General features: G+C 40.2%; 29 protein-coding genes. 11 read left to right on the forward strand and 18 right to left on the reverse strand.

Annotated elements, in window-relative coordinates; all coding sequences use genetic code 11:
* Positions 1-4: 4 nt before the first annotated feature.
* From J4G36_RS09065 to lplA, 6 genes are all read right to left on the reverse strand, one after another.
* Positions 5-1,558 carry a fatty acid--CoA ligase family protein gene (locus J4G36_RS09065; RefSeq protein WP_210469691.1) on the reverse strand — a complete coding sequence of 518 codons (1,554 nt, stop codon included), beginning with the start codon at positions 1,556-1,558 and terminating at the stop codon, positions 5-7.
* A gap of 115 nt (positions 1,559-1,673) precedes the next feature.
* Positions 1,674-3,608, reverse strand: coding sequence for an ABC transporter permease (locus J4G36_RS09070; protein WP_210469692.1), 1,935 nt, complete (start codon positions 3,606-3,608; stop codon positions 1,674-1,676).
* A complete protein-coding gene (locus J4G36_RS09075) occupies positions 3,580-4,302 on the reverse strand; it encodes an ABC transporter ATP-binding protein (protein WP_210470501.1) in 723 nt (240 codons plus the stop codon). The genes J4G36_RS09070 and J4G36_RS09075 overlap by 29 nt, the downstream gene beginning before the upstream one ends.
* 10 nt (positions 4,303-4,312) lie before the next feature.
* On the reverse strand, positions 4,313-5,362 hold the full coding sequence (locus J4G36_RS09080) for a sensor histidine kinase (RefSeq protein WP_368668742.1): 1,050 nt from the start codon (positions 5,360-5,362) through the stop codon (positions 4,313-4,315).
* On the reverse strand, positions 5,359-6,063 hold the full coding sequence (locus J4G36_RS09085; RefSeq protein ID WP_210469693.1) for a response regulator transcription factor: 705 nt from the start codon (positions 6,061-6,063) through the stop codon (positions 5,359-5,361). The genes J4G36_RS09080 and J4G36_RS09085 overlap by 4 nt, the downstream gene beginning before the upstream one ends.
* A 449-nt stretch (positions 6,064-6,512) precedes the next feature.
* Entirely contained in the window at positions 6,513-7,505 is a 993-nt protein-coding gene (gene lplA, locus J4G36_RS09090) for a lipoate--protein ligase (protein ID WP_210469694.1), read from the reverse strand.
* A gap of 133 nt (positions 7,506-7,638) precedes the next feature.
* On the opposite strand from lplA, the gene yhfH (J4G36_RS09095) reads away from it, so the two are divergent.
* Complete coding sequence (gene yhfH / locus J4G36_RS09095; protein ID WP_210469695.1) at positions 7,639-7,764, forward strand: protein YhfH; 126 nt, start codon at positions 7,639-7,641, stop codon at positions 7,762-7,764.
* A gap of 51 nt (positions 7,765-7,815) precedes the next feature.
* Positions 7,816-7,941, forward strand: coding sequence for a protein YhfH (yhfH, locus tag J4G36_RS09100; protein ID WP_210469696.1), 126 nt, complete (start codon positions 7,816-7,818; stop codon positions 7,939-7,941).
* Between the two features lie 61 nt (positions 7,942-8,002).
* On the opposite strand, the gene J4G36_RS09105 is transcribed toward yhfH (J4G36_RS09100), so the two are convergent.
* The 4 genes from J4G36_RS09105 to hemE all read right to left on the reverse strand — a co-directional run bounded on the left by J4G36_RS09105 (position 8,003) and on the right by hemE (position 12,481).
* Positions 8,003-8,860, reverse strand: a complete 858-nt coding sequence (locus J4G36_RS09105) for a glycerophosphodiester phosphodiesterase (protein WP_210469697.1) — start codon at positions 8,858-8,860, stop codon at positions 8,003-8,005.
* A 171-nt stretch (positions 8,861-9,031) separates the two neighbouring features.
* Positions 9,032-10,447 (reverse strand): protoporphyrinogen oxidase, encoded by a 1,416-nt coding sequence (gene hemY, locus J4G36_RS09110; RefSeq protein WP_210469698.1) that lies wholly within the window; start codon positions 10,445-10,447, stop codon positions 9,032-9,034.
* A gap of 24 nt (positions 10,448-10,471) precedes the next feature.
* A complete protein-coding gene (gene hemH, locus J4G36_RS09115) occupies positions 10,472-11,407 on the reverse strand; it encodes a ferrochelatase (RefSeq protein ID WP_210469699.1) in 936 nt (311 codons plus the stop codon).
* 24 nt (positions 11,408-11,431) lie between these two features.
* Positions 11,432-12,481, reverse strand: coding sequence for a uroporphyrinogen decarboxylase (hemE, locus tag J4G36_RS09120; protein ID WP_210469700.1), 1,050 nt, complete (start codon positions 12,479-12,481; stop codon positions 11,432-11,434).
* Between the two features lie 198 nt (positions 12,482-12,679).
* On the opposite strand from hemE, the gene J4G36_RS09125 reads away from it, so the two are divergent.
* From J4G36_RS09125 to J4G36_RS09135, 3 genes are all read left to right on the forward strand, one after another.
* The gene (locus tag J4G36_RS09125) at positions 12,680-13,204 is read left to right on the forward strand and encodes an antibiotic biosynthesis monooxygenase family protein (RefSeq protein WP_210469701.1); all 525 of its coding nucleotides are present in this window, start codon (positions 12,680-12,682) and stop codon (positions 13,202-13,204) included.
* Between the two features lie 117 nt (positions 13,205-13,321).
* Positions 13,322-14,485 carry a M20 metallopeptidase family protein gene (locus J4G36_RS09130; RefSeq protein WP_210469702.1) on the forward strand — a complete coding sequence of 388 codons (1,164 nt, stop codon included), beginning with the start codon at positions 13,322-13,324 and terminating at the stop codon, positions 14,483-14,485.
* A gap of 303 nt (positions 14,486-14,788) precedes the next feature.
* Positions 14,789-15,274, forward strand: a complete 486-nt coding sequence (locus J4G36_RS09135) for a competence protein ComK (RefSeq protein ID WP_210469703.1) — start codon at positions 14,789-14,791, stop codon at positions 15,272-15,274.
* Between the two features lie 18 nt (positions 15,275-15,292).
* Here J4G36_RS09135 and J4G36_RS09140 read toward each other — a convergent pair whose 3' ends face one another.
* The 4 genes from J4G36_RS09140 to J4G36_RS09155 all read right to left on the reverse strand — a co-directional run bounded on the left by J4G36_RS09140 (position 15,293) and on the right by J4G36_RS09155 (position 18,295).
* Positions 15,293-15,652: a YhjD family protein gene (locus J4G36_RS09140; RefSeq protein ID WP_210469704.1), complete on the reverse strand. Its 360-nt coding sequence runs from the start codon at positions 15,650-15,652 to the stop codon at positions 15,293-15,295.
* A 127-nt stretch (positions 15,653-15,779) separates the two neighbouring features.
* On the reverse strand, positions 15,780-16,355 hold the full coding sequence (locus tag J4G36_RS09145) for a Cif family virulence factor (protein ID WP_210469705.1): 576 nt from the start codon (positions 16,353-16,355) through the stop codon (positions 15,780-15,782).
* A gap of 67 nt (positions 16,356-16,422) precedes the next feature.
* Complete coding sequence (locus J4G36_RS09150; protein WP_210469706.1) at positions 16,423-17,103, reverse strand: response regulator transcription factor; 681 nt, start codon at positions 17,101-17,103, stop codon at positions 16,423-16,425.
* A gap of 28 nt (positions 17,104-17,131) precedes the next feature.
* The gene (locus tag J4G36_RS09155; protein WP_210469707.1) at positions 17,132-18,295 is read right to left on the reverse strand and encodes a sensor histidine kinase; all 1,164 of its coding nucleotides are present in this window, start codon (positions 18,293-18,295) and stop codon (positions 17,132-17,134) included.
* Between the two features lie 149 nt (positions 18,296-18,444).
* On the opposite strand from J4G36_RS09155, the gene J4G36_RS09160 reads away from it, so the two are divergent.
* The gene (locus J4G36_RS09160; RefSeq protein ID WP_210469708.1) at positions 18,445-19,077 is read left to right on the forward strand and encodes a YigZ family protein; all 633 of its coding nucleotides are present in this window, start codon (positions 18,445-18,447) and stop codon (positions 19,075-19,077) included.
* Between the two features lie 168 nt (positions 19,078-19,245).
* Complete coding sequence (locus tag J4G36_RS09165) at positions 19,246-20,310, forward strand: LCP family protein (protein ID WP_210469709.1); 1,065 nt, start codon at positions 19,246-19,248, stop codon at positions 20,308-20,310.
* 51 nt (positions 20,311-20,361) lie between these two features.
* Here the strand turns inward: J4G36_RS09165 and J4G36_RS09170 are convergent, their stop codons facing one another.
* Positions 20,362-20,571 (reverse strand): hypothetical protein, encoded by a 210-nt coding sequence (locus tag J4G36_RS09170; protein WP_210469710.1) that lies wholly within the window; start codon positions 20,569-20,571, stop codon positions 20,362-20,364.
* 35 nt (positions 20,572-20,606) lie between these two features.
* Positions 20,607-21,650, reverse strand: a complete 1,044-nt coding sequence (locus tag J4G36_RS09175; RefSeq protein WP_210469711.1) for a glycosyltransferase family 4 protein — start codon at positions 21,648-21,650, stop codon at positions 20,607-20,609.
* A gap of 199 nt (positions 21,651-21,849) precedes the next feature.
* On the opposite strand from J4G36_RS09175, the gene J4G36_RS09180 reads away from it, so the two are divergent.
* The gene (locus tag J4G36_RS09180) at positions 21,850-22,242 is read left to right on the forward strand and encodes a hypothetical protein (protein ID WP_210469712.1); all 393 of its coding nucleotides are present in this window, start codon (positions 21,850-21,852) and stop codon (positions 22,240-22,242) included.
* A 69-nt stretch (positions 22,243-22,311) separates the two neighbouring features.
* On the opposite strand, the gene J4G36_RS09185 is transcribed toward J4G36_RS09180, so the two are convergent.
* Positions 22,312-23,010, reverse strand: a complete 699-nt coding sequence (locus tag J4G36_RS09185) for a glucosamine-6-phosphate deaminase (protein WP_246880455.1) — start codon at positions 23,008-23,010, stop codon at positions 22,312-22,314.
* 238 nt (positions 23,011-23,248) lie between these two features.
* Here J4G36_RS09185 and J4G36_RS18500 point away from each other — a divergent pair, with 238 nt between their 5' ends.
* Genes J4G36_RS18500 through J4G36_RS09200 form a run of 3 tightly spaced genes read left to right on the forward strand, consistent with a single transcriptional unit; the run spans position 23,249 to position 25,593 of the window.
* Complete coding sequence (locus tag J4G36_RS18500; RefSeq protein ID WP_246880456.1) at positions 23,249-23,416, forward strand: cytochrome c oxidase subunit 2A; 168 nt, start codon at positions 23,249-23,251, stop codon at positions 23,414-23,416.
* Positions 23,417-23,437: 21 nt separating this feature from the next.
* Positions 23,438-23,941 carry a cytochrome c oxidase subunit II gene (locus tag J4G36_RS09195; protein ID WP_210469714.1) on the forward strand — a complete coding sequence of 168 codons (504 nt, stop codon included), beginning with the start codon at positions 23,438-23,440 and terminating at the stop codon, positions 23,939-23,941.
* A gap of 2 nt (positions 23,942-23,943) precedes the next feature.
* Positions 23,944-25,593, forward strand: a complete 1,650-nt coding sequence (locus tag J4G36_RS09200; protein WP_210469715.1) for a b(o/a)3-type cytochrome-c oxidase subunit 1 — start codon at positions 23,944-23,946, stop codon at positions 25,591-25,593.
* Positions 25,594-25,639: 46 nt separating this feature from the next.
* Here J4G36_RS09200 and J4G36_RS09205 read toward each other — a convergent pair whose 3' ends face one another.
* Positions 25,640-26,953 carry an NAD-dependent malic enzyme gene (locus J4G36_RS09205; protein WP_210469716.1) on the reverse strand — a complete coding sequence of 438 codons (1,314 nt, stop codon included), beginning with the start codon at positions 26,951-26,953 and terminating at the stop codon, positions 25,640-25,642.
* Positions 26,954-26,995: the final 42 nt, after the last annotated feature.

Here is a 26,995-nt window from a genome sequence, read left to right on the forward strand (position 1 = left end):
TCAATCAGATTGTTACGTGGTCTTTCAAATTGCGTCTCAAAATTTTTCCCGTCGTATTTTTAGGTAGTTCATCCAAAAACTCGATATGCTGCGGGACTTTGTATTTTGCTAATCGCTTTCTGCAATAGCTTTCAAGTGATTCAACGTCTTCCTTGACACCGTCTTTCAAAACGACAAATGCATGAACTGCTTCACCAAAATCGGAATCCGGAACTCCGATGACTGCGGCTTCGACAACATCTCTATGCTCAAACAATACTTCTTCAACTTCACGAGGATAAACATTATAACCGCCCACAATAACCAAATCCTTTTTGCGGTCGACGATATAGAAATACCCATTTTCGTCGCGCCTTGCCAAATCGCCCGTGTAAAGCCATCCATCGCGTAATGCCGCCGCTGTTTCTTCCGGCATTTTGTAGTAGCCCTTCATGACGTTTGGACCGCGTACGATTAGTTCTCCGACTTCACCAACGGGTACTTCATTGCCAAGCTCGTCAACGACTTTATTTACGACATTGGTAATATTCGTCCCGATTGACCCTGGAATGCGTTCACGGTCTGTAGGATTGAAGCAAGTCACTGGCGAAGATTCAGATAAGCCGTATCCTTCCGATACCCTAACATTAAATTTCTTTTCAAAGTTATGGAGAAGTGCGACCGGCAATGAAGATCCACCTGAAATAGAAAGACGAATGGATTCAAAGTCTTCTTTTCTTCCCTCTGGATACTGATACAAGAAATTATACATTGTCGGAACTCCGGCAAATACCGTCGCTTCTTTATCCTTTATAATTTTGAATATATCACCTGGGCTGAATCGCGGTACAAGCAATATCGTCGCGCCTTTTAAAAGCGGCGCATTGACAACAACGGTCAGTGCAAAAACATGAAAAACAGGTAATGTAGCAACAACGCGGTCATCTTCAGAAAAGCCGAGATAATCCCCCACATCACGCGCATTCGAATAAATGTTTTTATGCGTCAACATAGCACCTTTCGGCCTTCCTGTTGTTCCTGATGTATACAAAATGATAGCGGTTTCATTTTCATCAACGTCAACTGGATTAACAGTAGTTATTCCCGCCCCGATGAGTTGAGTAAATGAACGTACTTTATTTTTCACGCTAGCCGGCAATGCGGCAATCTTTTCCGGGGTCGATGCTTCTGTCTCGCAAATAATATAATGTACAACAGTAGGAAATGCACTGGCTGCCTGTTCTACAAGTGGCAATAGCTGGTCCAGCGCAATCACTGCTTTCGCATCACTGTTTTGAATAATGTAAGAAATTTCATCCGGCGTATAAATCGGGTTCACCGGAATCGCAGTTGCCCCAATCCGCATCGTCGCATAAAGCGAAATTAGAAAATGCGGCGTGTTTCCAAGTAAAAATGCAATATGATCCCCTTTTTCAATCCCCAAATCTTGAAGTGCTGAAGCAAATTTTGAAACTGACACATCGAATTCCGCATAGGACGTATCTTGACCCATGAAATGGTAAGCAATCTTATCCGGTTGTGTCGTCGCTGTTTCGTGAACTCTTGAAACTAGATTCATTTTCTTCGCATCCCCTTTTCGTTGAATGAGTATTCATTCAGAAACTATACAATTATCATTATATAAGAATAGTGAAAATAATACAATCATAATTCAAGAGTTTAGCACCGAGAACTTATCCCGGTGCTTTAATATGAGCAAGGTAGCGCCAACGAATTAAATAGAAATACCCGATTTGCAAGACGGTAAAGCCGATTAACACCAACATTAATTCCTTCACAATGGATATTTCCGCGAGTGCATCCCAAACGACTTGCAGGGACAAAAACGCGAATGAACTATGCAGCATAGCCACTCCCCACGGAAAGAAAAATTGAGGGATGAGCTGTCGGTTGACAATCTTTTTGAATTCACGGTCCGTTAAGCCTAAGCGTTTTAACACTTCGAACTGTTTTCTATCTTGTTCCAGCCGCGTATACAATCGGAAATAGATGAAGCTGCCTGCAGCCAACAAAAATACGGCGGCAAGTAATAAGCCAATGAATAATAGTAGTGAAAACGTCGTTCGTATGATTGAATAATTTAGCCCCGGATTATCGAATGTATAGGACAGAGAACTAGACGTGCCAGTTATGAACGTATCATTTATCGTGTCATTAATCGAAAGTCCGATATCTTTTGTTTTTTGCCACTCAGGAATGTAGTATGCATAATACGTAAACGACGGCGCTTCATGAATTGTTCCTATCGAAGAAATAGTCACAAAATCTTCGTCATTTAAAATAATGGCATTGGTAGAAATAGAGTACGATGAAAATAATTGATGTGGATATGCACCGTCAATCGTAATCGATAGGTTACTATTTTGAAGCCTTGTTTCTACAGTTCGATTATTTAAGCTTTTATAAGAAGACGGAGATGGCGGTAAAAATATTGCTTGTCCTTTATTAAGTTGAATAGACAAATGATTAAACGCATTCGCTAATTCGTTTATATCTGAAACACTAATGATGTCGACGGAACTTCCCGAATAAGTGGATCGTTGCTTCAATACCGGAATCTTTTTACGCGTAAATTGAATTTTATTTTCTTCGAGCTCCTTGTTCAACATGCTTGTATGTTGTTCTTCGAGCTCGTTTCCTTCATAGCTTATATAAATGAGACCAAGCGGATTCATTTCACGGTATTGGGAAGCGAAAGATGTTAATGATGCTAGTGTCCCGACCGACATAAATGCGACGGTTGAAACAATCGTCACGATGAAAAACATACGAGCATTCTCCCGCAACCGCACGATTCCCTCCGAGAACGACAATAGACGGAAATTCCGCCAATAAAATTTACGAGAACTTCTTAGCTTATGTAAAAGCATGGGAACCGAGTCTGTGAAAAAGTAAAATGTACCGATTGTGGCAAGAGGCGGCAAGAAATAAAGAAGTAGTAGCACAATCGAATTCGAGGTAAATGCAGCCATGGCATAAGATACGCCAAGAAAAGTAATCCCGATAATACCTTTAACTTTCGAATAGGCATAAAGCTCTTTTTCGTTTCCGTCACCGCGGATTAGATCTGCTATTTTACCCGATTTGATAAACACCGGCGCAATAAATGAGATTAGAATAAATAAACTTAAAAAAGCGCCAATTGTTAGAACAAAAGGCTTCCAGGATAAATAAAGCGGCAACGCTGGCAACAATACGATTTCTTTCACAATCATGAAAAAGAATTTTGAAAAGGTGAAACCTAAAATAATTCCGATTCCAATCGATGTAATGCCAATTAACAGCGTTTCAATAAAAATCAGTCGATTAATTTGCCTTTTTTCCATCCCAAGATGTAACAGTATTCCAAACTCCTTAGACCTTGCTTGCAAGAAGGCCCGCATGGAATAAAATAAAAAGAAAGCCGTAAAGACAAACAAAATAATTTCTGCAATTCCCATGCCCATAATTGCAATCTCTCGTATAAAACGATCTTCAATAGTCGGATGAAATAACAACATCGAGTACAGAAAAAACACCATTACTGAAAAAACACTTGCCATAAAAAAAGCGGCATAAATACGACGATTTCGAACTACATTACGGTAGGCGAACTGACGAAAGGTCATTCGAGTGGCCTCCCAAAAGTGAGAGCACATTTAAAATCCGTTGAAAAAAAGTTTGTCTGCGCTCGTCTTTATAGATTTCATTGAAAAACTCGCCATCTTTTATGAATACGACACGATCGCAATAACTTGCCGCAATTGGATCATGAGTCACCATAATGATTGTTGTTCCTTCTGTTTGATTTACCTCGCTTAATAATTCAAGAACCTCTTTTGCTGAAGCCGAATCAAGATTTCCAGTCGGTTCATCTGCCAATATTATCTTTGGCTTATGTACAAGGGCTCGACCAATAGCCGTCCGCTGTGCTTGTCCTCCTGAGAGTTCATCGGGTCGTTTATCAAGAATTTCAGTCAAGCCTAGCCGATTCGTTAACAATGAGACACGTTTTTCCATTTCTTCGATTGAAAATCCATCTAAAGTTAACGGCAAAACAATATTTTCTTCAACTGTTAGCATATTCAATAAGTTGATCTCTTGGAATACAAAACCAAGATTGCTTCTTCGAAAAAGTGCTAGATTATTTTCCGTTAACTTTTCTGGTTCAATATTATTGATAAATATACGGCCATATGTTGGTAAATCAATTGATGAAATAAGGTTCAGCAATGTCGTCTTTCCACTTCCAGAAGGTCCCATTACTGCGACAAACTCACCTTCTAACGCTTCAAAACTCAGTTGATTTAATGCGCGGTGCATCACTTTTCCTTCATAAATCTTCGTTACTTCCTTCAATGTCACGATTGGTTTCACTGCGCGCTTCCTCCTTCACTTCAACGTTTTCAAATAGTAAGGATACAGTTGTCCCTGCCCCTAATTCCGATTGGATATTCAACGGGTGCCCTAGTTTATTGCAAACCTCTGAAGCGACATACAATCCCATGCCAGTCGATTCACCTGTAAGTCTTCCATTCTCTCCTGTGAAAAATGCTTGTGTGACACGATTTAAATCCGATGCCGGAATTCCGACACCTTCATCGCGAATCATAAGACAAATCTTGCCCTCGAAGATTTCTGCAGTCAAAAATAGTTTTTTGTTTTTTTCAAATGTGTATTTCACAGCATTCGTGATAAATTGCCCGAGAACAATTTTAATCCATTTTCGATCCGTAATCACCACAAAGTTTTCATCGATGGAAACTAAGGGAAACACCCCATTCGTAATTAGTAATCGCTTATGTTCAGTGACCACTTCTTGAACGAGTTGTTTTAGATTCACGCGCTCGATTGTCATATCTCGTTCAAATGTTTCGAGTCTGGCATTGACAAGAACAGTGTCAAGACCGATATGTAGGCGGTCGATTTCTTCCTTTATACTATCCCGATCAATTTCCTCTTCTTCCAGTAAAAGATTTATTACCGATATTGGCGTTTTCATTTGATGCACCCAATGGTTCATGAATTCAGTTTGCCGACTTTGAGCTGAATACAGCGATTGCACTTCATCCTGATAAATTTTATATAAAGCTCGTGTGTAAGCCGCAGTTCGAATATGTTCCGGGCCTTGCGTGTGGCGAAGTAATGCATCTTCCATCTTGACCGGCGTCATGACAATCGCTTTATAAAAAAAACGCCGAATGACATATTTTCCGCTTAGATAGCCAAAGGTCAATAATAAACTAATAATTATCGAATAAATGGCTGTATCATAATTCCTAAAACCGTCTAACCAAAATAATAATAGAAGAAATAATATGAGCGCGATTTGAAAAACGATAAACGATAAATGGTCTTTTAAAAAAAGGCGGATTGCCATCATAATTCTTCCCCTGCAGGAATGAAGCGATATCCTGCTCCCCGTACTGTTTCTATGGTCGATTTGACGTTATAATCTGCTAGTTTTTTCCGGACCCTTGTCATGTTAACATTTAGCGTGTTTTCGTCGACAAATGATTGATCGTCCCATAGTTGCTCGAGTAGGATTTCGCGTGAAATCACTTTTGGGGACGCTTCGAGCAATAGTTCTAATATGACGCATTCTTTTTTCTGCAATGGAACAATTTCATCACCGACATGAAGCTCCATTCGTTCGATATATAAGTTGAGTGTGCCGATTTTGATAGTTCGTTCGGATTGCACCGACGCATACTCCCCAAATGATCTACGTAAATGACTTCTAATTTTAGCGAGGACAATTTCATAGTGAAATGGCTTGGTGATAAAATCGTCGCCGCCGTTTTCAAGGGCGAAGACTTGGTCCATGTCGCCAGAACGTGCGGAAATGAATATGATTGGGCATGTGGTGTGTGTGCGTAATTGACGGCACCAATAATAACCGTCGTATGAAGGTAAATTTATATCGAGAAGGATTAAATGCGGATCAAATGCGAGGCATTCCTCCGTTACGCGATCAAAGTCGGCGATGATAGCTACGTCATATTGATACTTACGCAGTGTTTCCGCGAGTAACTGAGCAATTTTACGATCGTCTTCAACAATGAATATACGATGTTTCTCCATGTGTTCAATCTCCTTTCAGCAGTATTCCTATTATAACCTAGATTAGCACTGAATGCCTGCTTCGCTTTCACCTATAATATGGATTTAATGTTTGTAATATAAATAAAGGTATAGAAAAGTTAGTTTATAAAAAAGTTAAAAAGAAAAGTACAGAAGGGATTTCACCTTCTGTACCTGCCTAAAAGCAATTGAAAAATCCATTATTCAGATCCTCACTTTTAATTGAACCGTTGATTTCCGTTGCGTGCGGACGCTTTCCTGCGGGCATCCACCGGGGTCTCCTCGTCGCTGCCCTCCACTTCAATCAACTACTTTCACTAAAGATGGAAAGAAATATTGATTGTTACACCATCCAATGATTGATCGTAGAAACCTCAATAATCTTTCAAGATAAACCAACTTCTAAGTGGAGTTCAAAGAACGCTATCTCTCACACTGACATTCACTAATCAATAAATCAGCTGCAAAAACTCTTCTCTTGTTATTCCGCCAAGGTATGTAGAAATGTCTAGATTAGAAACTGCTTCGTTGATTGCTTCGCGGTTGTATTGAACGCCTTTTAACTTCTCTGTAATAACGCCGACTTCCCCGACACCGAAAAAGTCCCCGAATATAACGACGTCTTCAATGATCCCTTTATTCACTTGAAGTCTTACATCGATGCTACCGACAGGGAAACGGTGTGAGTGTTGCATGTTGAATTTAGGTGATTTACCGAAGTTCCAATCCCAATTTGCATACCGTTCTCTTGATAACTCATGAATGTTTTCCCAGTCTTCTTCTGTCAATTCACGGTATTTAATATTTTCTTCACCACCGAAAATTGAATTCAAGATTTCTTGACGGAACTGTTCAATCGGCATCGGTTCTTCTAGAAATTCAGAAATGTTAGCGACGCGACTTCGTATTGATTTGATGCCTTTCGATTCGATCTTATCTTTTCGCACTTTTAAGGCAGACACTACTGTATCAATTTCCGTGTCAAACATTAAAGTACCGTGGCTGAACATCCGGCCTTGTGTTGCAAACTGTGCGTTTCCAGAAATTTTACGTCCTTCTACGAGGAGATCGTTGCGGCCTATCAATTCTGCTTTAACACCCATCTTTGCCAACGCTTCAACGACTGGCTCGGTGAATTTTTTAAAGTTGCGGAATGATTCTCCATCATCTTTCGTGATAAAACTATAATTCAAGTTGCCTAAATCATGGTAGACAGCGCCACCACCGGAAAGACGTCGAACAATTTTAATGCCATTTTCTTCAACAAAGTCTGTATCAATTTCTTCTACCGTGTTTTGATTTTTCCCTATGATGATGGAGGGCTCGTTGATGTAGAACAGAAGAAATGAATCTTCATTTATGTCCATCGTTCGAAGCACGTACTCCTCTATCGCGAGATTAATTTGCGGATCTGTAATTCCTTTATTGTCTATGAAATGCATAGCAATCGCTCCTCCTCTATTGACTCAATTATATTTTATCTGAAAACTAAAGAAATGTATTGACATTTGATTCGCTGTTATAATACACTACTATTAATAGTTACAGTGCTAGTACAGAAAGGAGTTGATGACCATGTTAGTAAACGTTATCGAATTTTTTAAAAGTCTACCTGCGAAAGTTTGTGTTAGCTGCAAAGAAGAATTTGCGGAACAACACGATTGCTACACGAACAAATGCAACAAATGCAACGTATTATAAAGGACATAGACCACTACCCTTTAACCATTACTAGCAAAGGAGATGAACTAGATGATTGAAAACATTATAGAGTTCTTTAAAAACTTGCCTCCAAAAAAATGTACGAATTGCGGTGAAGAAATTGTTGAACAACATGAATGCTACGGAAATACATGCGATTCGTGTAACGCTTTATAGTTATATAGATAAAAATAATTAGCAGCTATGGAACTAGTAACATTCCGATAGCTGCTTTTTTTTATTCATTATATAATATATCAGGTCGATTGGTAAAAATTCCTTTTGCTCCGATTTTTTGCATCTTCTTTGCAACGTCTACATCTTGCACATCGGTTGCATAGACGAGCAAACCTTTATCATTCATCTCTTGTATGAAATCCTGATTAAGCAACTTATGGCCGATACCTATAGCCGAGCTATATGTTAATAGATTATCTAATTCTTTCTTTGAGAGTTCCGCAGTTTCGCCTTCTTCGAATGTTATTAATTTCAACAACAGAATATCTTCATTCAATTCATGCACCTGCTTCAACATTTTTTCATAGAACGAGTGAACAACCACTTTGGGTTTCTTGTCTTGATCCGCAGTGCTTATGATTTCATATTCTTTCAACAAATCGACGAGCTTTTCTTCTATGCCACGATTATTTTTGGACTCTTTTAATTCAATCATGAAATTCATTTGGTCCCCAAATTGATCAAAAACCTCTCGCAATGTGGGTACTTTATAAGCTTCTGCTACGGGATTTCTTTCTCTTTCCTTATGTCCGGTGTTCACAGAGAGCTCCTTTAGTTGGGCAAGTGTATAAGTCCCGATATCACCGCTTCCCTCTGTCGTCTTTGCCACATCCTCATCATGCATAACGACTATTTCGCCGTCTTTTGTTAAATGTATGTCCAGTTCTATGTAATTGGCATTCATTTCTTCCGCGAGTTGGAAAGATGCAGGCGTATTTTCTGGCGCATAAGCTGATGCTCCTCGGTGCGCAATAATTTGAAAATCTTCATCTGGTGTTCTCTCTGTATCGGTCTTTTCTTGGCTGCACCCTGCCAAACAGAAGATGACGCTAGCAATCCCAATGATTATTCTTTTCAATGAAATCGCCTCCTACCTTCTGTATTCCCCTTCTGTACCAATAGAAACTAATCGAGTAGGAGACTAACCATTAATGGACTTTCACCCACTAGCGATTACCCATGCCGGGCACACAAAAAAAACCACCTATAGCCTACCGGAAGGGTAAGCAATAGATGGATTTAGTTATGATTAAAACAGCTTTTCGATTATTTCTTGTACAGCAGCTTTTCCTTGATCGACACAATCGGGTAATCCAACACCGTCATAAGAAGCGCCAACTAATTTCACGAGAGGAAATTCGCTCTGAATCTCCGCACGCGCAGCTTCAATTCGTTTTTGATGACCTACCCTATATTGCGGACGATCATTTTTCCAACGAGTAATCACTGTGAAATCGGGTTTTCCTTTAATATCGATAATCCTTTTCAAGTCTGCCAGCACAATTTTCTCAATTTCAGCATCCGGCAAGTCAACAATCGTCTCGTCACCTATTCGGCCTACGAATGCACGAATCAGCACTTTTCCTTTTGGCGTCGACGTCGGCCATTTTCGGTGCGTCCATGTACATGCCGTAATGGAGAAATCCTCGGTTCTTGAAACAAGAAACCCAGTACCTTCCTCATCTTGCACAACAGCCTCGTCTGGAAATGCCATCGCCACTGTCGCAGTCGATGTAGTCGGAATTGCACCCAAGTCCTGCAACAAACCATGCGGTGCAAATAAATCACTTGCCGCTTTATGTCCCGTGGTCAAGACGACTGCATCCGTCTCTATGATTTGCCCATCGTTCAGTAGAAGAACGTTTTTATCGTCCACTCGTTTAATCGAATCAACGCGAACACCCTTTAAAACTGAATTCGGAGTAAGTTTCTCCTCGACAGCTTCAACTAATGTTTCAAGACCATTTTTGAATGTGTGAAAGACCCCTTCCCTCTTTGCAAGTTGTCCATCTTTCACAGGTACTGGTTTGGGTCTAGACTTTTTCATCCCAAGAATCAAACTTCTATGCTTTTTTTCAACTTCATAGAATTGAGGATAAGTCGATTTCAAACTCATTTGGTCGATATCACCTGAGTAAACACCTGACAAAAGCGGTTCAATCAAGTTCTCGACAACTTCACCGCCCAACCTTCTACGGAAGAAACTGCCAAGCGATTGATCATCGGTACTGGAGGATCGGGGCATGAAGAAATCACCCGCAGCACGAAGTTTTCCAGTTAGTGAAAATAACTCTGTTTTTAAAAATGGACCCATTTGCGTAGGGATCCCCATCACGGATCCTGCTGGAATCGGATGGAGTTTACCATTGACGAAAATATAAGCTTGGCCTGTTGCATTTTTCACAAGTTCATCTTCAATACCTAGATCTTTTGCTAAAATTCCGATGCTTTTCTTGCGTATTAGGAACGAATCAGGACCGCGCTCAATAATAAAACCGTCACGTCGAATTGTTTGGATTTTTCCTCCAAGACGATTCGACGCTTCAATGAGGAGTACATCGAGTGCAAGCCCTTTTTCTCGCGCCTCTTTCTGCATATAAAAAGCCGCGGCAAGTCCTGTAATCCCTCCACCGACAATGACGACTTTTTTACGTTGTTCGTTCATGTCCTTCATCACGTTCTTTCACTATTATTTCTGTTCTTCAAGTTTACCGAATACAGCATCCACCATTGCATCTACAAAGAGCGGATCAATGTTGGGCATTGCCGGGCGGTAATAAGATGCGCCGACTTCATCACAAACAACCTTGCACTCATAATCATTGTCATAAAGAACTTCTAGATGATCAGATACGAATCCGACCGGCGTGTAAACAAACGTTGTATACCCTTTATCATTATGCAAATCACGCGTCATATCTTGAACGTCTGGACCTAACCAAGGCTCTGGTGTCTGTCCTTCACTTTGCCAACCGACTTCGTAATTTTCGATGCCAGCTGCTTCAGCAATTAAGTCTGCTGTTTCTTGCAATTGTTCTGGGTATGGGTCTCCGTTTGCAACAATTTTTTCAGGTAATGAGTGAGCTGAAACGATAAGACATGCATTCGCGCGTTCTTCATCGCTCATACTTTCATAAGTACCTCGGATTTTATCCGCCCAGTATTCAATGAATTTCGGCTGATTGTACCAGCTTTCAACAGAAGTGATTTGAATGCCGTATTTCTCGGCTTCTTCTTTGGCACGTCCATTGTACGACTTAACGGAAAATGTTGAAAAATGCGGAGCAAGAACGATTGAAGCTGCTTCTGTAATGCCGTCATTATGCATTTGCTCGACTGCTTCTTCGATGAAAGGCGTGATATGTTTTAAGCCGATATATACTTTGAACTCTATTGTGTCTTGTACTGCATTCAAACGATTGCATAACGCGTTTGCTTGGTCTTCGGTAATTCGCGCAAGCGGGGATATTCCGCCGATTGCCGCATAGCGGTTTTGAAGATCCTCCAACTGTTCTGGAGCTGGCGGACGACCACGTCGGATATGCGTGTAATACGGTTCAATATCAGCTTCCTTATATGGAGTTCCGTATGCCATTACCAATAATCCCATTTTCTTTTTCGTCATATTTATCACCTCATTAATAATTAGTTATTTTTGTTTACGTAATTCAGCACTGTACGTGTGCACTAATTCAGTTAACTTTTTCAATGTTGCAGGTTTTACATCTGGGAATACACCATGTCCAAGGTTAAAGATATGACTACCATGCTCTACCCCTTGTTCAATGATTACTTTTACACGTTCTTCAATAACTTTCCAATCCGCGATGAGTATTGTCGGATCTAAGTTTCCTTGAAGTGTTTTTGTAAGACCGCGCTCGCCCGCTTCTTTAATCGGTAAACGCCAGTCAAGGCCAACAACATCTACTGGAAGGTCATGCCATTCATTTGCAAGATGGCTCGCACCTACACCAAATGTAATCAGTGGAACATTTAGTTTACGGAGTTCTGTGAAAATACGTTCCATAACAGGTTTGATAAAGATTCTATAGTCGGAAACACTTAATGCGCCGACCCAAGAATCGAAGACTTGTATTGCTTTCGCCCCAGCGTTAACTTGTGCCGTCACATACGTGATTGTCATATCAGCAAGCTTATCCATGAGCGTAAACCATGCTTCAGGTTCTGACACCATGAATGACTTCGTTAAGTTGTATGTTCTTGATGGACCACCTTCAATCATATAGCTCGCAAGTGTAAACGGTGCGCCAGCAAAACCAATCAATGGAACGTTCAATTGTTCTTGCGTCAAAATTTTTATTGTTTCTAACACATAAGGTACATCATCTTCTGGTGAAATTTCACCAAGGTTATGAACATCTTGTACGGAGCGAATCGGGTTACTGATAACCGGACCTACGCCCGCTTTAATCTTCACATCTATACCGATTGACGGTAATGGTGTTACAATATCTTTATATAAAATAGCCGCGTCAACATTATATTGGTCAACCGGCAACTTTGTTACGTATGCACAAAGTTCAGGTTGGCGTACAATATCTTCCAACGAACCATGTTCTTCTTTAATTTTTAAATACTCGGGCTGAGATCGTCCTGCCTGTCTCATATACCAAGCTGGTGTATGGTCAATTTTTTCTCCGCGTGCTGCACGCAAAAGTGTGTCGTTAAATTTAGTCATAAATTTTATTCCCACTTTCAATTATATTATCGTTCATATAGTATAGCTCCTTTTAAATAGTAGAGCTTTCCGGACATTTTGTATAGTTGAACGGCCCATTGTCATACAATTGTCTTTATTTCTTGCCACATAATCGTCAATCTTTGTTTTAATCTCGCATATAAGGGAAAATATGAAGTAATAAGGGGAGGTTTTATGATGAACATTTTTTTAACATCAGGAACAATGAGTTTTATGGAATCCGTTAGAAAACGTTATGCGAATGAACAGATGATCGTCATGCATGGTGGTGGGAATTCTGTACTCCTTCATGAAACTGAAGGAAAAACTGTTTTTCAAACGCCGCGGCGATATGAAGCAATCAGCTCTTCCGGCACACTTACAGAAGATGGATTTTTTGCTTTCAATAATATTCCTATCACAGATGAAGGCCGGCCGATTTTCGAACATCGCTTCCAAAGTCAAATCCAAGATATCACCGGGGAACCGGGTTTTGTTGCCTTTCGCCTACTTCGTCCATTAAATTCGGAAACGTATATCATCTTGACGCAGTGGACGAGTAAAGTGTTTCTAAACCTTTGGCTCGATTCCCCCGCTTACAAAAAGATGCACGCATCAATTGAACATGAAACCGGATTGGATAAGATGCAACATATTTTCTTAAGCGCTCCGTATGTTACAACTTATAAAACGAAAGCGGAGAAAGAAAACAACGAAGAATAATATGAAGTATAGGGGGAGTGAATTCTTCCTATACTTTATTTTTATTTTCATTGAAGCGACTCACTATCATTGGTACAATTAGATTTCAAACTATTTTGTACATGAGGGGGAATATTCATGAAAGAGAAGTTATTTGAAAAGTTAACAAACTCATATGAAGATATGGTTGTTATGCGTCGTTATTTACATATGAATCCTGAGTTATCGTTCAAAGAGGAAAAAACCGCTAAATATATTGTTGACTTTTACGCAGATCTCGGCGTTGATGTTCGTTCCGGTGTAGGCGGTAACGGTGTCGTTGCGCGTATTAAAGGCGGAAGACCCGGGAAAACAGTGGCGCTTCGAGCTGACTTTGATGCACTTCCGATTCAAGACGAAAAAGATGTTCCCTATAAATCTACTGTTCCTGGTGTCATGCATGCTTGCGGCCACGATGGTCATACTGCAACACTGCTCCAACTCGCGAAAGCAATTCATGAGATGCAAGAAGAACTAGCAGGTGAATATGTATTTATTCACCAACACGCCGAGGAATATGCCCCAGGCGGCGCGAAACCAATGATAGAAGATGGTTGTCTTAATGGTGTTGATGTAATCTTTGGAACGCATCTTTGGTCACTTACTGACGCAGGAACGATTGAATATCGAACCGGACCTACTATGGCCGCTGCCGACAAATTCGACATTACGGTTCAAGGCGCCGGCGGACACGGTGCCGCGCCACATCAAACAAAAGATGCAATCGCAATAGGTGCGCAACTCGTTACAAACTTGCAACAAATCGTTTCGCGTCGCGTAAATCCAACCGAGTCAGCAGTGCTATCTGTCGGTTCTTTTGTTGCTGAAAATGCGTTCAACGTAATTGCCGATTCCGCAAAAATCGGTGGCACAGTTCGAACTTTCAATCCGAAAATACGTGATTTAATGGAACGCGAAATGAAACGTGTCGTTGATGGAACTGCGCTAGCGAATGATTGTGAAATAGAATTCACCTATGAACGGGGCTATCCCGCCGTTGTCAATCATGATGATGAAACCGAATTTTTGAAATCCATAGCGGAAAAAATTCAAGGCATTGAAAATGTTGTTGAAACTGAGCCGCATATGGGCGGCGAAGACTTCGCTTACTATCTTGAAAAAGTACCTGGCACATTTTTCTTTACCGGCGCAAGGCCGGAAAATCCATATCCGCATCATCATCCAAAATTCGATTTCGATGAAAATGCGATGTTGATTGCGGCGAAAATTTTAGGTGCGGCGGCATTGGATTACCAAGAATAAGGTGTTTTTGAAACACCTTTACTTTCAATAGTTTGTGGGATTTATTCCCTTAAATCAGTTACTTTCAACCATAATACAAAAGAACTAATAGCCCACCCCGCAATGGCGGTGTGGGCTTTTTTTCTATATCTCTATCCTCCGGACATAAACGCCTCATATATCTAGATTTAGTTTACTGCCAATAGGCTAAAGGATTCATCTTTTATTAATTTTTAGAATTGCGCGTAAAATATGTTGATATATTAATTTTTTTTATATATTATAGGCATATACCAATCGGAAAGGAAGTTGTTTAATTTGCACGTGAATAGTCGTAGTTCGCCGTATATTGTTTCTTTAAAAACACTCGTACTAGAACCGGTGATGACCGATTCTGGCAAGATGTTTCGAATCATCGAAATGGATAAAGAACTTACTTATTCACTAACACCGCTACATAGTATTAGAAATTCATGTCGACATTATGGCCACTCGTTAGAAAACGCAATGGAAAGCTCTAAAAAGTTTTTGAAAAAACTGCACAAACCGCCTATTGTTGTCGCTTTCGATTATGGCAATCCAATCACATTCTTTCCGACCTTATCGCCAAGCGCTCCCGATAACGTTTGGATCGCTTTAAATGCAGTTCTTAATATCCAACCCTTGAAAAACGCATGCATCATCCATTTGATCAACGGCAAAAAAATCAAGGTTAATGTCTCTGCTACGACGATATATCGTCAAGTTGCTTTAGGTAATCTCTTGGAAAAAGAGCGCATCAGAAAATACAAGGAACTCTCCAGGTCTTAATCTTAATTTATTTTTCTATTAAGTAGCTGTCATGGCTAGATAAATTGTAATAAGCTCTTCGGTCCGATTGCGCAAGCGAACATTCAGATAGCGGCGGCGCTCTTCATAGCCGCCGTGTAAAAAAAGATACTCAGTGAAAGTACCATCTGTTTTACCGCGAATGACTTTCATATTGTTTCGCCGCAAATAAATCGATGTTTGTTTCAGTTCCGCTCGCACAACTTTTAGCGCTTCTTCAACCAGGTTGACATATGGTCTTTTAAGTTTAAATGAACCCTTTTCAAATTCTTGCCGATCTCGTTCCAAAACGATAAGAACCATCGGCAAGTAAATCATATTTTCGAAGTACTGCAAAGACTCCACTGGAATTAGAGCCATACCTTTTCCCTCCGTTATAGAACATTTGTTCTAGTATATGCTTTTCACACGGAAATATCAACTTGTAAAAGATGGTTGAACAAAAAAAACTTCCTGCTGCAATGAGCAAGAAGTTTTTCCACACGTTTTATTTAGTTTTTTCATCGCCAATATAATGAATGGCTGATACTTTCCAGTTACCGTCATCTTTTGTAAATACCGTCACTTGCCGACCTAATTGATCAATTTCCAAACCAGACGAGATTTGCTTGACTTTTGTCTTTAGCGTTGCAAATACTTGAGCCTCGTCTTCAGAGTACTTAACGATAGTTGTATTAGACACCTCGCGCTTCAAATCATACGCTTTAAATTGTTCTCCCATATAAGAACGTTCTTCCTCTAAATCAAACACTTTCGAGTGCTTTGAAAGAGTATCCATATACTTATCGATATCTTTTTCGTTAAAGGCATCGATATATATCTTAAATGCTTCTAAAATTCGCTCTTTCTCAGCAGCCGGTACACCTGCGGCTTCCTCAATTTTCCCACCAGACATATTGAATCCGACCTGCTTATCGTCCACTCCGTGATCAATCGCGCCGTTATTCGTAATTGCTTCACCATCATCTACTGAACCGGTTTGCGTTGAACTTTCTTTATCTGCACTACATGCACCGAGCACAAACAAAATCCCTACTATTATTGCCATGTAAAACTTTTTCATTACTTTTCCTCCTGCGTACAGAAAAGGGCCATTCCAAAATCGGATGGCCCTCTTCTATTATAATTCGTTACTTCACTTCTACCCAACCATTTTTAATAGCCGAAACTACCGCTTGGGTTCTATCATTGACAGCCATTTTTTGCAAGATGCTTGATACGTGGTTTTTCACTGTTTTTTCGGAAATAAACAACGTCTCACCAATTGTACGGTTACTTTGTCCATCAGTTAACAATTGTAGCACTTCGCATTCGCGTTTTGTCAACAAATGATATGGACGTCGAATGTCGTTTTGTTGGAAGGCGCCTTTATGTTCACGTTCGCTTAGTCTACGGAACTCTGTCACAAGATTATGTGTTACTTTAGGATGTAAATAAGAGCCGCCTGATGAAACAACTTTAATCGCGTCAACAATTGCATCTGCATCCATTTCCTTCAACATATAGCCAAGCGCACCTGTTTTAAGGGCATGCGTAACATATGACCCGTCATCATGAATGGATAAGATAATAACTTTCGCTTCTGGGTAGTCCTTAAGAAGTGCTTCCGTTGCTTCCACACCGCTAACTCGAGGCATATTGATATCCATTAGCATAACATCTGGTTTATGTTTTTCATAAAGATCAACCACTTCACTTCCATCATTACCTTCAGCAACTACTTCGAAAGAATCCTCAAAATCCAGAATTCGTTTTACTCCCTCACGAAAAAGTTGGTGATCATCCACAATTACAATTTTTATCGTCGTCATTAACATTTCCTCCCAATAATTCTAATTCTTAGGTTATAGTGTCGATTACAGCGCTGTTAAGTGGCACTCCGAATGTTACTTTCGTCCATTTCCCCGGAGTGGAACTAATTTTCATTTCACCCTTAAGTAATTCGACACGTTCTCTCATACCAATTAACCCAAATGATTTATCTCGTACTTCTTGTAATTCAAAGCCTTTACCATTGTCTTTAACTTCTATGTTTAGTATATCCCGAAGCCATTCAATTTTCACCCAAACATCCTTGGAATGCCCATGTTTTATTGCATTGGTCACTGATTCCTGCACCAATCTGAATACGGATATCTCTATATTCGTTGGAAGACGAAGTGGTTTCCCAATACTAATGAAATGAATTTTGGTCGCCCTCTCAAAGTTTTCAGTGCTTGATAGGTACTTTTCCAACGTTGGAACTAAGCCTAAATCATCAAGCGCCATCGGACGTAAGTTGTATATAATTCGCCTTACTTCGGAAAGTGCATCCCGTACCGTCTCTTTTAATTCGTTAAGTTCTTGAAATGCTAAATCTGCACCTTTCTCAGCATATACCTTTTCAATTAGACCAGATCTTAGCAAGACATTGGCTAACATCTGTGCTGGCCCGTCATGAATATCTCTAGATAGCCTTTTCCGTTCTTCCTCTTGCGCTTCAATTATACTTATCGCGAAATTCTGTTTGAGGCTTGCATCTTGAAGTGCTTCGCCGACATTTTGTAAATCAGACATCAAATAATTCACAACTGATGAAACTCGATTCACGAGCTGATCGGCTCTTTGCATTGTTTCCAGAAGGTCATTCATACGCTTTTCAAGTTCGAAACGCCTTTGTTGCAATTGTTTTTCTTCCATCTCATTGACCGATAGTTCAATAAGTAAATTATTGGCAGTTTCATAGGCTTCGCGTATTTCCGACTCTGAATAACTCGCGAAGTTTTTTGAAACCTCTGCGAGCCGCTTTCGTGAAATTCGACTTTTTTCTTCTAACTGGCTATTCTCTGTTAGCAAACGAGCAACCGCATTTTCCACCATTTCAAGCTCTGCTTTCATGTCATCAAAGCTTTTACGACTCCGTTCACTTATAATGAATATATCGTTCTTGGATTGATCCATCGCACGTAGCATATTTGAAAAGATGGTGTCTAAAGCTTTAATATCTACTCTTTGGTCTGCCAATATAGATTACCCCCCCAATTAGAAAATAAACAAATGCGCTTTATGTAGAGTGCCAAAAGAGCTATCAATTCCTTACGCACTTCATTTATTATATCATTATACAACGAAATGAATATTAAGTTTGTATTACAAGTTAGGAGGTTTTAATAATGCGTGCAAATTATCGCACTGTAAAAGGGTATGGCGAAAGCGAATACGTTATCCAAAGGTCACGATTCATTACTTTCGTTATGCGCGTTGAAACTGAAGAAGAGGCACTCGACTTCATTAATAATATAAAGAAAATGCATCACACCGCAACTCATAACTGTTCGGCATATATGATAGGTGAACATGATGATATACAAAAAGCGAACGATGATGGCGAACCCTCTGGGACTGCTGGCGTTCCAATTCTCGAAGTGTTAAAAAAGCAAAAGTTAAAAGATACTGCAATTGTGGTGACTCGCTATTACGGCGGCATAAAACTTGGGGGCGGCGGTCTCATCCGCGCCTATGGCCGGGCAGCTTCTGATGGGATAGCTGCAGCTGGCATTGTGGCATGTAGACTTCACTATTTGATGAAGGTTACTGTTGAGTATAATTGGCTAGGTAAAGTAGAAAACGAAGTTAGACAATCAACTTACATCCTTGAAGATATAAGTTATACGGAAGATGTGGATATATTTATATATGTTCCGATTGAAGATGAAGATGACTTTACATTATGGATGAACGAAATTACGAATGGTCAAGCGAAGATTTCATCAATGACTACTAAGTTCCTAGAATTTAATATCTAAATTAAATTGTATATAAGACAAAAAAAGAGTATAATAATGTGAAATGCAAATTTATAGATATGAAACTTTCTTCAAAGAAAAACGTCACATTGTTAGGGTTAAATTAATTGTCTGCTATATTTATTTAATAATAGACACCATCATATAATAAGTTCGGAGGAAATATGTATGAATAGAAGTAAGTATATACAGGAGAAAAAGCAAAGCAGCCGAAAAAAACTTGCGATTAAAATAGCGCTTTTCGTTACATTATCAACAGTGTTAGTTGTTGGCGTATACGCGGTCGCACTGAAAAAGAAGGCTGTAGATGCAGCTGACCGAGCCTATGAGGCGTTGGATGATCGAATTAAGTCCGATTTGCGCGATGAAGTTGTTGAGCCATTGAAAGATAATGTGTCTATCCTTTTTATCGGTGTCGATGAAAGTGAAAAGCGAAACCAAGGCGATAGTAATAGCCGCTCCGACGCTCTCCTCGTCGCCACGCTTAACAACAAAGAAAAGTCTGTGAAGCTCGTCAGTATCCCACGTGATTCCTACGTATATGTTCCCGACAGAGGTCGCAATGATAAAATAACGCATGCGCACGCTTTTGGCGGAGTTCCAGGGACAATCGAAACGGTTGAGGGAATGCTCGATATTCCCATTGATTATTATGTAAAGATGAATTTCAACGCATTTATTGAAGTCGTTGACGCGCTTGGCGGAATTGAAGCTGAAGTTCCTTATAAACTAACGGAATTAGATGAAAATGATAAACGGACAGTTCATCTGGAACCAGGCTTACAGGAATTGAACGGAAAACAAGCACTTGCACTTGCAAGAACGCGTAAACTAGACAGTGACATTGAACGTGGTAAGCGACAACAAATGATTCTAAAATCTATCATGAGTCAAGCTACTTCAGTAAAATCTATCACAAAGTATGGCGATTTAATTGACGCAGTTGGCGATAACATGAAAACAAACATGACGTTCAATGAAATGAAATCATTTTTCGAGTATGCAAAAGGCGGCATGCCAGACGTTGAAACCATCAACATTAGTGGATTGGATGATATGTCGACAGGTATTTATTATTGGTTGCCTGATGAAGAAGGTCTTGAACAACTAAAAATAGATCTTCAAAACCATTTGGAAGTTTCTCCAAGTTCTTCACTAGTAAATGATAACTCAGGATTTAACAGTACTACTGACATGAACGAATCCGCGGACGATGCAAATTTTTCGAGATAATGATATTGAATGAATGAAGCCCGATAAATACTTTCGGGCTTTTTTTGTTGTTTAAAGTTGATTTGCGGTTTGTGGGGAGGGGATTTGGCCGTTTCGTTGGCGGCTTTGGTCGTTTGAGCAGTGGTTTGGTCGGTTCGCCAGCGGCTTTGGTCGTTTGAGTGGTGGTTTGGTCGGTTCGCCAGCAGCTTTGGTCGTTTGAGCTGTCGTTTTGGTCGTTTCCCCCATTTTTCCAATAAAAAAACGATTAGATCTAATCTCCATTTAGAAGATTGTCTAATCGTTTATAGATCCTGTCATCATTTCCCTATCATCCGAACCAGATTCAAGATTGGTCTGTAGTTGGAGCCGGCCAGTCCGATGATTTCAACAAACAGTTCAATCGCGACGAGCATGATAAAGATAAGCAATAGCGCGCCCCATTGGGTTGCTTGGGAAAACAAGATCGCCCCGCCGCCAAACATCGCAGCGAACGCATAAATGATTAATACTGATTGTCTATGTGAAAATCCAGCATTTAACAGACTGTGATGCAAATGGGATTTATCAGGTTTCGAGATTGGTTGTTTCATCCGAACGCGGCGAACAATCGTGAAAAATGTATCAGAAATTGGTACTCCGAGTATAATAACAGGGATAACCAACGAAATGAAAGTCACGTTTTTAAAGCCTAGCAAAGCAAGAACCGATATCATAAAGCCGAGAAACAATGCCCCGGTATCCCCCATGAATATCTTGGCTGGATAAAAGTTGTAAAATAAGAAGCCTAGTGAACTTGCTGCTAAAATTGCAGTGGTTGCTACAACGAACATGTCCCCCATAAGCATCGCCATAACTGAAAGCGATATAAGCGCGATTGTTGAGACGCCTGCTGCTAAACCATCCAAACCATCAAGTAAATTTATAGCATTCGTAATACCGACAATCCAAAGTATTGTTACGGGGATACTTAAAAACCCAAATTCAATTATTCCACCAAAAGGTAAATTAATAAACTCAATTTGTAAACCGCCCCATGTCACTACAACGATAGCGGCTGCTAATTGACCGACAATTTTCGCCTTTGCCGTAATCTCGAGCATATCATCGAGAAACCCGGTAATCACAATTATAAGGGCTCCAATGAGAATTCCAGTGGCGTGTTCATCTGCTGGTGTTAGTAATAGATAACCAACTAGAAAACCACCTATTATGGCAAGGCCTCCGATACGAGGCATAATAGACACATGTACCTTCCGATAATTCGGGCGATCAACCGCTCCGATACGGAATGCTAATTTTCTCACAAGCGGAGTCAGTAATATGGATGCTACAAACGCTACAGCGATTGCAAGAAATAACATGTCCTTCCTCCTAAAAAAACCTAGTCTTAAAATCTTTACTATTATAACACAAATAAAGAGATATTGCACTTCGACTCTACTGTTCTCGAAAAAGTGTATGAGCTTCTGTTTAAATGTTTCAGTTAATCCAACAGTTTGAATTTTGGCGATTCGGGTATATCAAAGTAAATGTCATACAAAATAGGGAGGGAGTATACTCATGCAACAGAAAGATCATTTATCGGACGACGTGATAAAAATTTTTCATAATGCAAAAGGGTCTGTGAAAAACGATGTTGAAAAATGGATAGAAAATAATAACTTCTATATGGCCAATCACGAAAAACCTACGGATATGGGTTGGAATTCAAATTCACAGCGAGATCATGCTGCAGGCGAATACGAACCATTAGAAGAAAGAAATACACCCACTTTCAGCACGCAAAAAGAGCAAGATGATTCTAGAAAACACCGTTCAGAACCCGTGCCTGATAAGGATATAGATGTTCAAATCGACGAAGAAAATCGTGTTTTATTGGAAAATGAAGAACGTATGGAAGACATCGAGGATTTGCGGTCTGAATATAGAGGACATATCGGTGACCAACGTTAATAAATAGATAATGAAGAAAAAATGCCACGCCTCAAAAACGACGGTGTGGCATTTTTCTATTCGTTTATTTTATAGTTCTAGTTCAAGATCAGTAATGATTGTAACGTCATCGTGGTGAAGAAGTTTAGTGATTGGCCATTCAGTAGTCACATTACCTTCTAGTACCTTTTCAAGTGCTGCACGTTTTCTTTCACCAAATGCAAGCAGCACAATTTTCTTCGCTCGCAAGATTGAACCGATTCCTAAGGATAAAGCAGTATCAGGAATTTTTTCGTCGTTCGCAAATAGTTGGCTATTCACATTCAATGTAGAATCAGCCAATTTTGCGACATGCGTCACTGAATCAAACGAAGTTCCTGGTTCATTAAAAGCGATATGGCCATTTTCCCCAACACCAAGCAATTGTAAATCGAGGCCATGTTCTTCAAGTAAACCTTCGTACCTTTTACACTCTTCCTCTAAATCTTCAGCTAAACCATTTAACAAAAACGTTTCTTTGAATGGCTTATTATCGAAAAGATGTTCATGCATGAAATAAGCATAACTATTCGGGCTATCCGCAGAAATCCCCACATACTCATCTAAATTAAACGTAATCACGTTTGAAAAATCAAGATCTGAATTTACCCATTTTTCATAGACCGGAATCATTGTGTTTCCAGTCGCAAGACCGATTGAATGTAGACGATTGTTTTCAAGCTCTTCTTTAATTACTTGAAAAGTAGTTTCTGAGCCCAGTTCCGCATTATCAACTTTAATAAATTTCATATTTTCCACTTTGTTCATCCGACCTTCACTAATTTTTTTTTTGTATTAATTGTATTTTTTTTTTAGGCATCATGTCAACTAAAAAATGGCATACCAAACTAATCCGCATATGGCAACTTTATGAATGAATCGTGAACAAAGTGTGAAGGATTCCGGGTTATCTTTAAACCTAGGGTAATCCCTAATTCCGATTTAACATCTACCGCCTATTATAGAGGTAAGCGGTACTAAACACTGCATGACGAAAGGAAGTGACGATATGAAAGACAAAAATTCAAAACAGCAACACACAAAAAACAACGACTCTACGATTCATTTTAAAGGCACATTTATTGCAGTCATGTTGCTTGGTTTGTTTATGGTGGCATCTTGGTTTGGAATCTACGCACTCTTTTTATCTAGATAATGAATGATTGGGGGATATACAATGAATTTGCATAAATATGAAAAAATATGGTTGATTTTCGGAATTGGTTCACTTGCCCTATTTTTAGTCATTATTGGTTTCGCAGCCTTTTGGAAAGGAACGCATCCACAAAGTCATATCGAAACGATTGATCCGCAAAATGTTGAAGCGCATGAAGCTTTTAAGCCGGAAAATCTTGGATTGAATGAAGAAGCGGAGGGGAAATACACAGTGAACATCGTTGCTTCCGCATTCAATTATGATTTGGGAAAAGATGAAAATGGGGACCGCGTTGACACACTTCGCATACCAAAAGGTTCTACTGTTCTTTTTCAAGTGACGACAACGGATGTCGTGCACGGCTTCCAAATTGCCGGAACGAACGTCAATATGATGGTTGAACCTGGACATATTAGTCGTTACGAAACAGTGATGAAAAACAATGGTGAATTTACAATTGTATGTAATGAATATTGTGGTATCGGTCACCACTTAATGTTTGGGAAAGTGGAGGTGTATGAATAACCATGAAACTACTAACTTTTTCTAAAAAAGAATCTACATTGTACATGGCGTTTATGTACGTAACTTTCACTTCTCTTTTAGTCGGCGGATTAATGGGACTGTTACAGACTTTCGTTCGATCAGGTAAATATACACTACCGTTCGGCATTGATTATTACACAATACTTACTGTTCACGGCGTTATTCTAGGTTTAGTCATGACAACATTTTTCATTATCGGTTTCCAATTTTCTCTTATGGGAAAAACAGTTGGAATGACCGATAAACAACGAAAAGCAGCATGGTGGTCATTCTGGATTATGCTTACAGGAACAATAATGGCTTCGGTCATGGTATTAACAGGGCAAGCTTCCGTACTCTATACTTTTTACGCACCGTTACGTGCGCATCCTATTTTTTATTTCGGATTGGCATTGGTCATTATCGGAAGCTGGGTTGCAGCATTCATAAACTTCCGTCAGCTATACCTATGGAAAAAAGCTAATAAAGGACAGAAATCTCCGCTTCTCGCATATATGGTAACAATCAATATGATTATGTGGGTAATTGCATCTCTCGGCGTCGCGGTTTCCGTACTTGTTCTATTCATTCCATGGTCTCTTGGCTATACGGCAACCATTAATGTGTTGTTAAGTCGTACCCTATTCTGGTATTTCGGTCACCCACTCGTTTATTTCTGGTTACTGCCAGCTTATATGGCATGGTATGCGATTGTTCCTAAAATAATCGGCGGGAAAATATTCAGTGATTCGCTAGCCAGACTTTCATTCATACTGTTGCTAATGTTTTCGATTCCTGTCGGATTCCACCATCAGCTGACAGAACCAGGAATCGATCCGACATGGAAATTCATTCAAGTCGTCCTGACATTTATGGTTGTAATTCCAACCCTTATGACAGCCTTTTCGATTTTCGCTACATTTGAAGCAACGGGACGTAAGAAAGGATTTACGACGCTATTCGGTTGGTTCAGAAAACTCCCGTGGAAAGATGTTCGTTTCTTAGCGCCTTTCATCGGTATGGTTGCTTTCATTCCTGGAGGGGCTGGCGGAATTATTAACGCATCACACCAAATGAACGCATTAATCCATAATACCATTTGGGTAACGGGGCATTTCCATCTAACGGCGGCAATGACATCCGTCCTCACCTTCTTCGGGATTACGTATTGGCTTGTCCCTCATTTAACGGGACGTCGTTTGACACCAAAGTTAAACAAGTTAGGTATTATTCAGTCGCTCACTTGGACTGTCGGTATGCTGATCATGTCTACTTCAATGCATATCCAAGGGCTATTGGGGGGACCACGTCGTTCCAATTTCTCTGAATATGCAGGCGGAGCGCAAGTGGACACATGGATTAGTTATCAAATGGCACAAGCAATTGGCGGATCGATTCTTTTCATCGCCATCATCTTGATGGTCTATATCTTCATCCAATTAGCATTCTTTGCACCGCGCGGCGTCGAGGAATATCCGATTGCCGAGGAAGAAGACGATGCGGAGCCAACACCAAAACTATTAGAAAACTGGATTCTCTGGATTGCGATTACGGTTGCCTTAATCCTTTTCGCGTATACAATCCCAGTGTTCGAAATTTTAAAGCACTCACCGCCAGGTTCACCGCCATTTGATTGGCCAATTGGTAAATAACAACAAAAAAAGAGTGCACTGGATTTTAATCCGGTGCACTTTTATATTATTGATTGGAAGCAACGCGTTCAACAGCTGCTGCTACATTTTCGTGAACAGAAGGATCTAGCGGATGCGGAACGAGATCCCCGGATTTAGTGCTCTCAACGATGGCAATTGCAGCCGCAAGAAGCATCGGATACGTAATTTCTTTTGCATTCGCATTTAAAGCACCGCGGAATATTCCAGGAAAACCAAGAACATTGTTGACAAGTCGGCCATCTGCTGCAAATGCCGCGCCAGCCTTCAAAGCAACATCTGGTTTAATCTCAGCGTTTGGATTCGATAGTGCTAAAATGATTTGACCTTTTTGAACCATTTCCGGTTTGATTAAATCGGCAACCCCCGTTGTCGCAACAATAATATCACAACTTGACATTACCTCTTCTAACGACTCCGCTACGGTTCCACCATGTTCTTTAAGACGTTCGCATGCTACTTCGTTACGATCAATGCCGCGCACCTCTTTAACGCCGTATTCCATGAGCATGCGGCTAATTGCTAAACCGGCTGCCCCCAATCCGATTTGGCCTACAGTGGAATCCGAAAGCTTAACCCCTGCCGCTTTACATGCGGATATCACTGAAGCTAGCGTGACGACAGCTGTTCCATGTTGGTCATCATGCATGACTGGTATTGGAAGTTCTTCCTTTAGTCTTCTTTCAATTTCAAAACAATGTGGCGATCCAATATCTTCGAGGAGAATCCCGCCGAACCCTTGATAAATATTTTTAACAGTATTCACAACCTCATCCGGATCACTCGTGCCAAGTAATATCGGAACACCGCTAATGCCTGCAAATTGATCCAATAAGACAGCCTTACCTTCCATAACAGGCATTCCCGCAACCGGGCCAATGTCTCCGAGCCCTAAAATAGCCGTCCCATCGGTTACGATTGCAACCGTATTTGAGATTCCAGTAAAATAGTTCGCCTGTTCGGGATCTTCCTTTATTACTTCACAAACATTGGCCACGCCAGGCGTATAAACTCTTCGCAAATCACCGAGTGAACGAATTTCCATTCGACTCTTCATGTGGATTTTTCCACCTTCATGCGCTTGGAGAACGTCATCCGTTACAGCGTGCACAACAATGCCATCGCCAATGGCATTCACTGCTTCAACAATTGTATGTAAGTGGTCTTCATTTCTACAATGAATCGCAACATCGCGAATCGTTGATAATGTACCAATCTTTATCGTTTGGATATCCCCTATATCCCCTTCGAGTGTTCCAATTGCCAACGCAACCTTTGCAAAATTACCGGGTAAAGACGGGGTTTCAATAATTAAATTACGCATAAATTCGCCTGTTTCCATTTTCAGACCTCCACAATTTTGAATACTAATTTCATTTTACAC

It is taken from the genome of Sporosarcina sp. 6E9 (assembly GCF_017921835.1).
In the GTDB taxonomy this organism is placed as follows: Bacteria; Bacillota; Bacilli; order Bacillales_A; family Planococcaceae; genus Sporosarcina.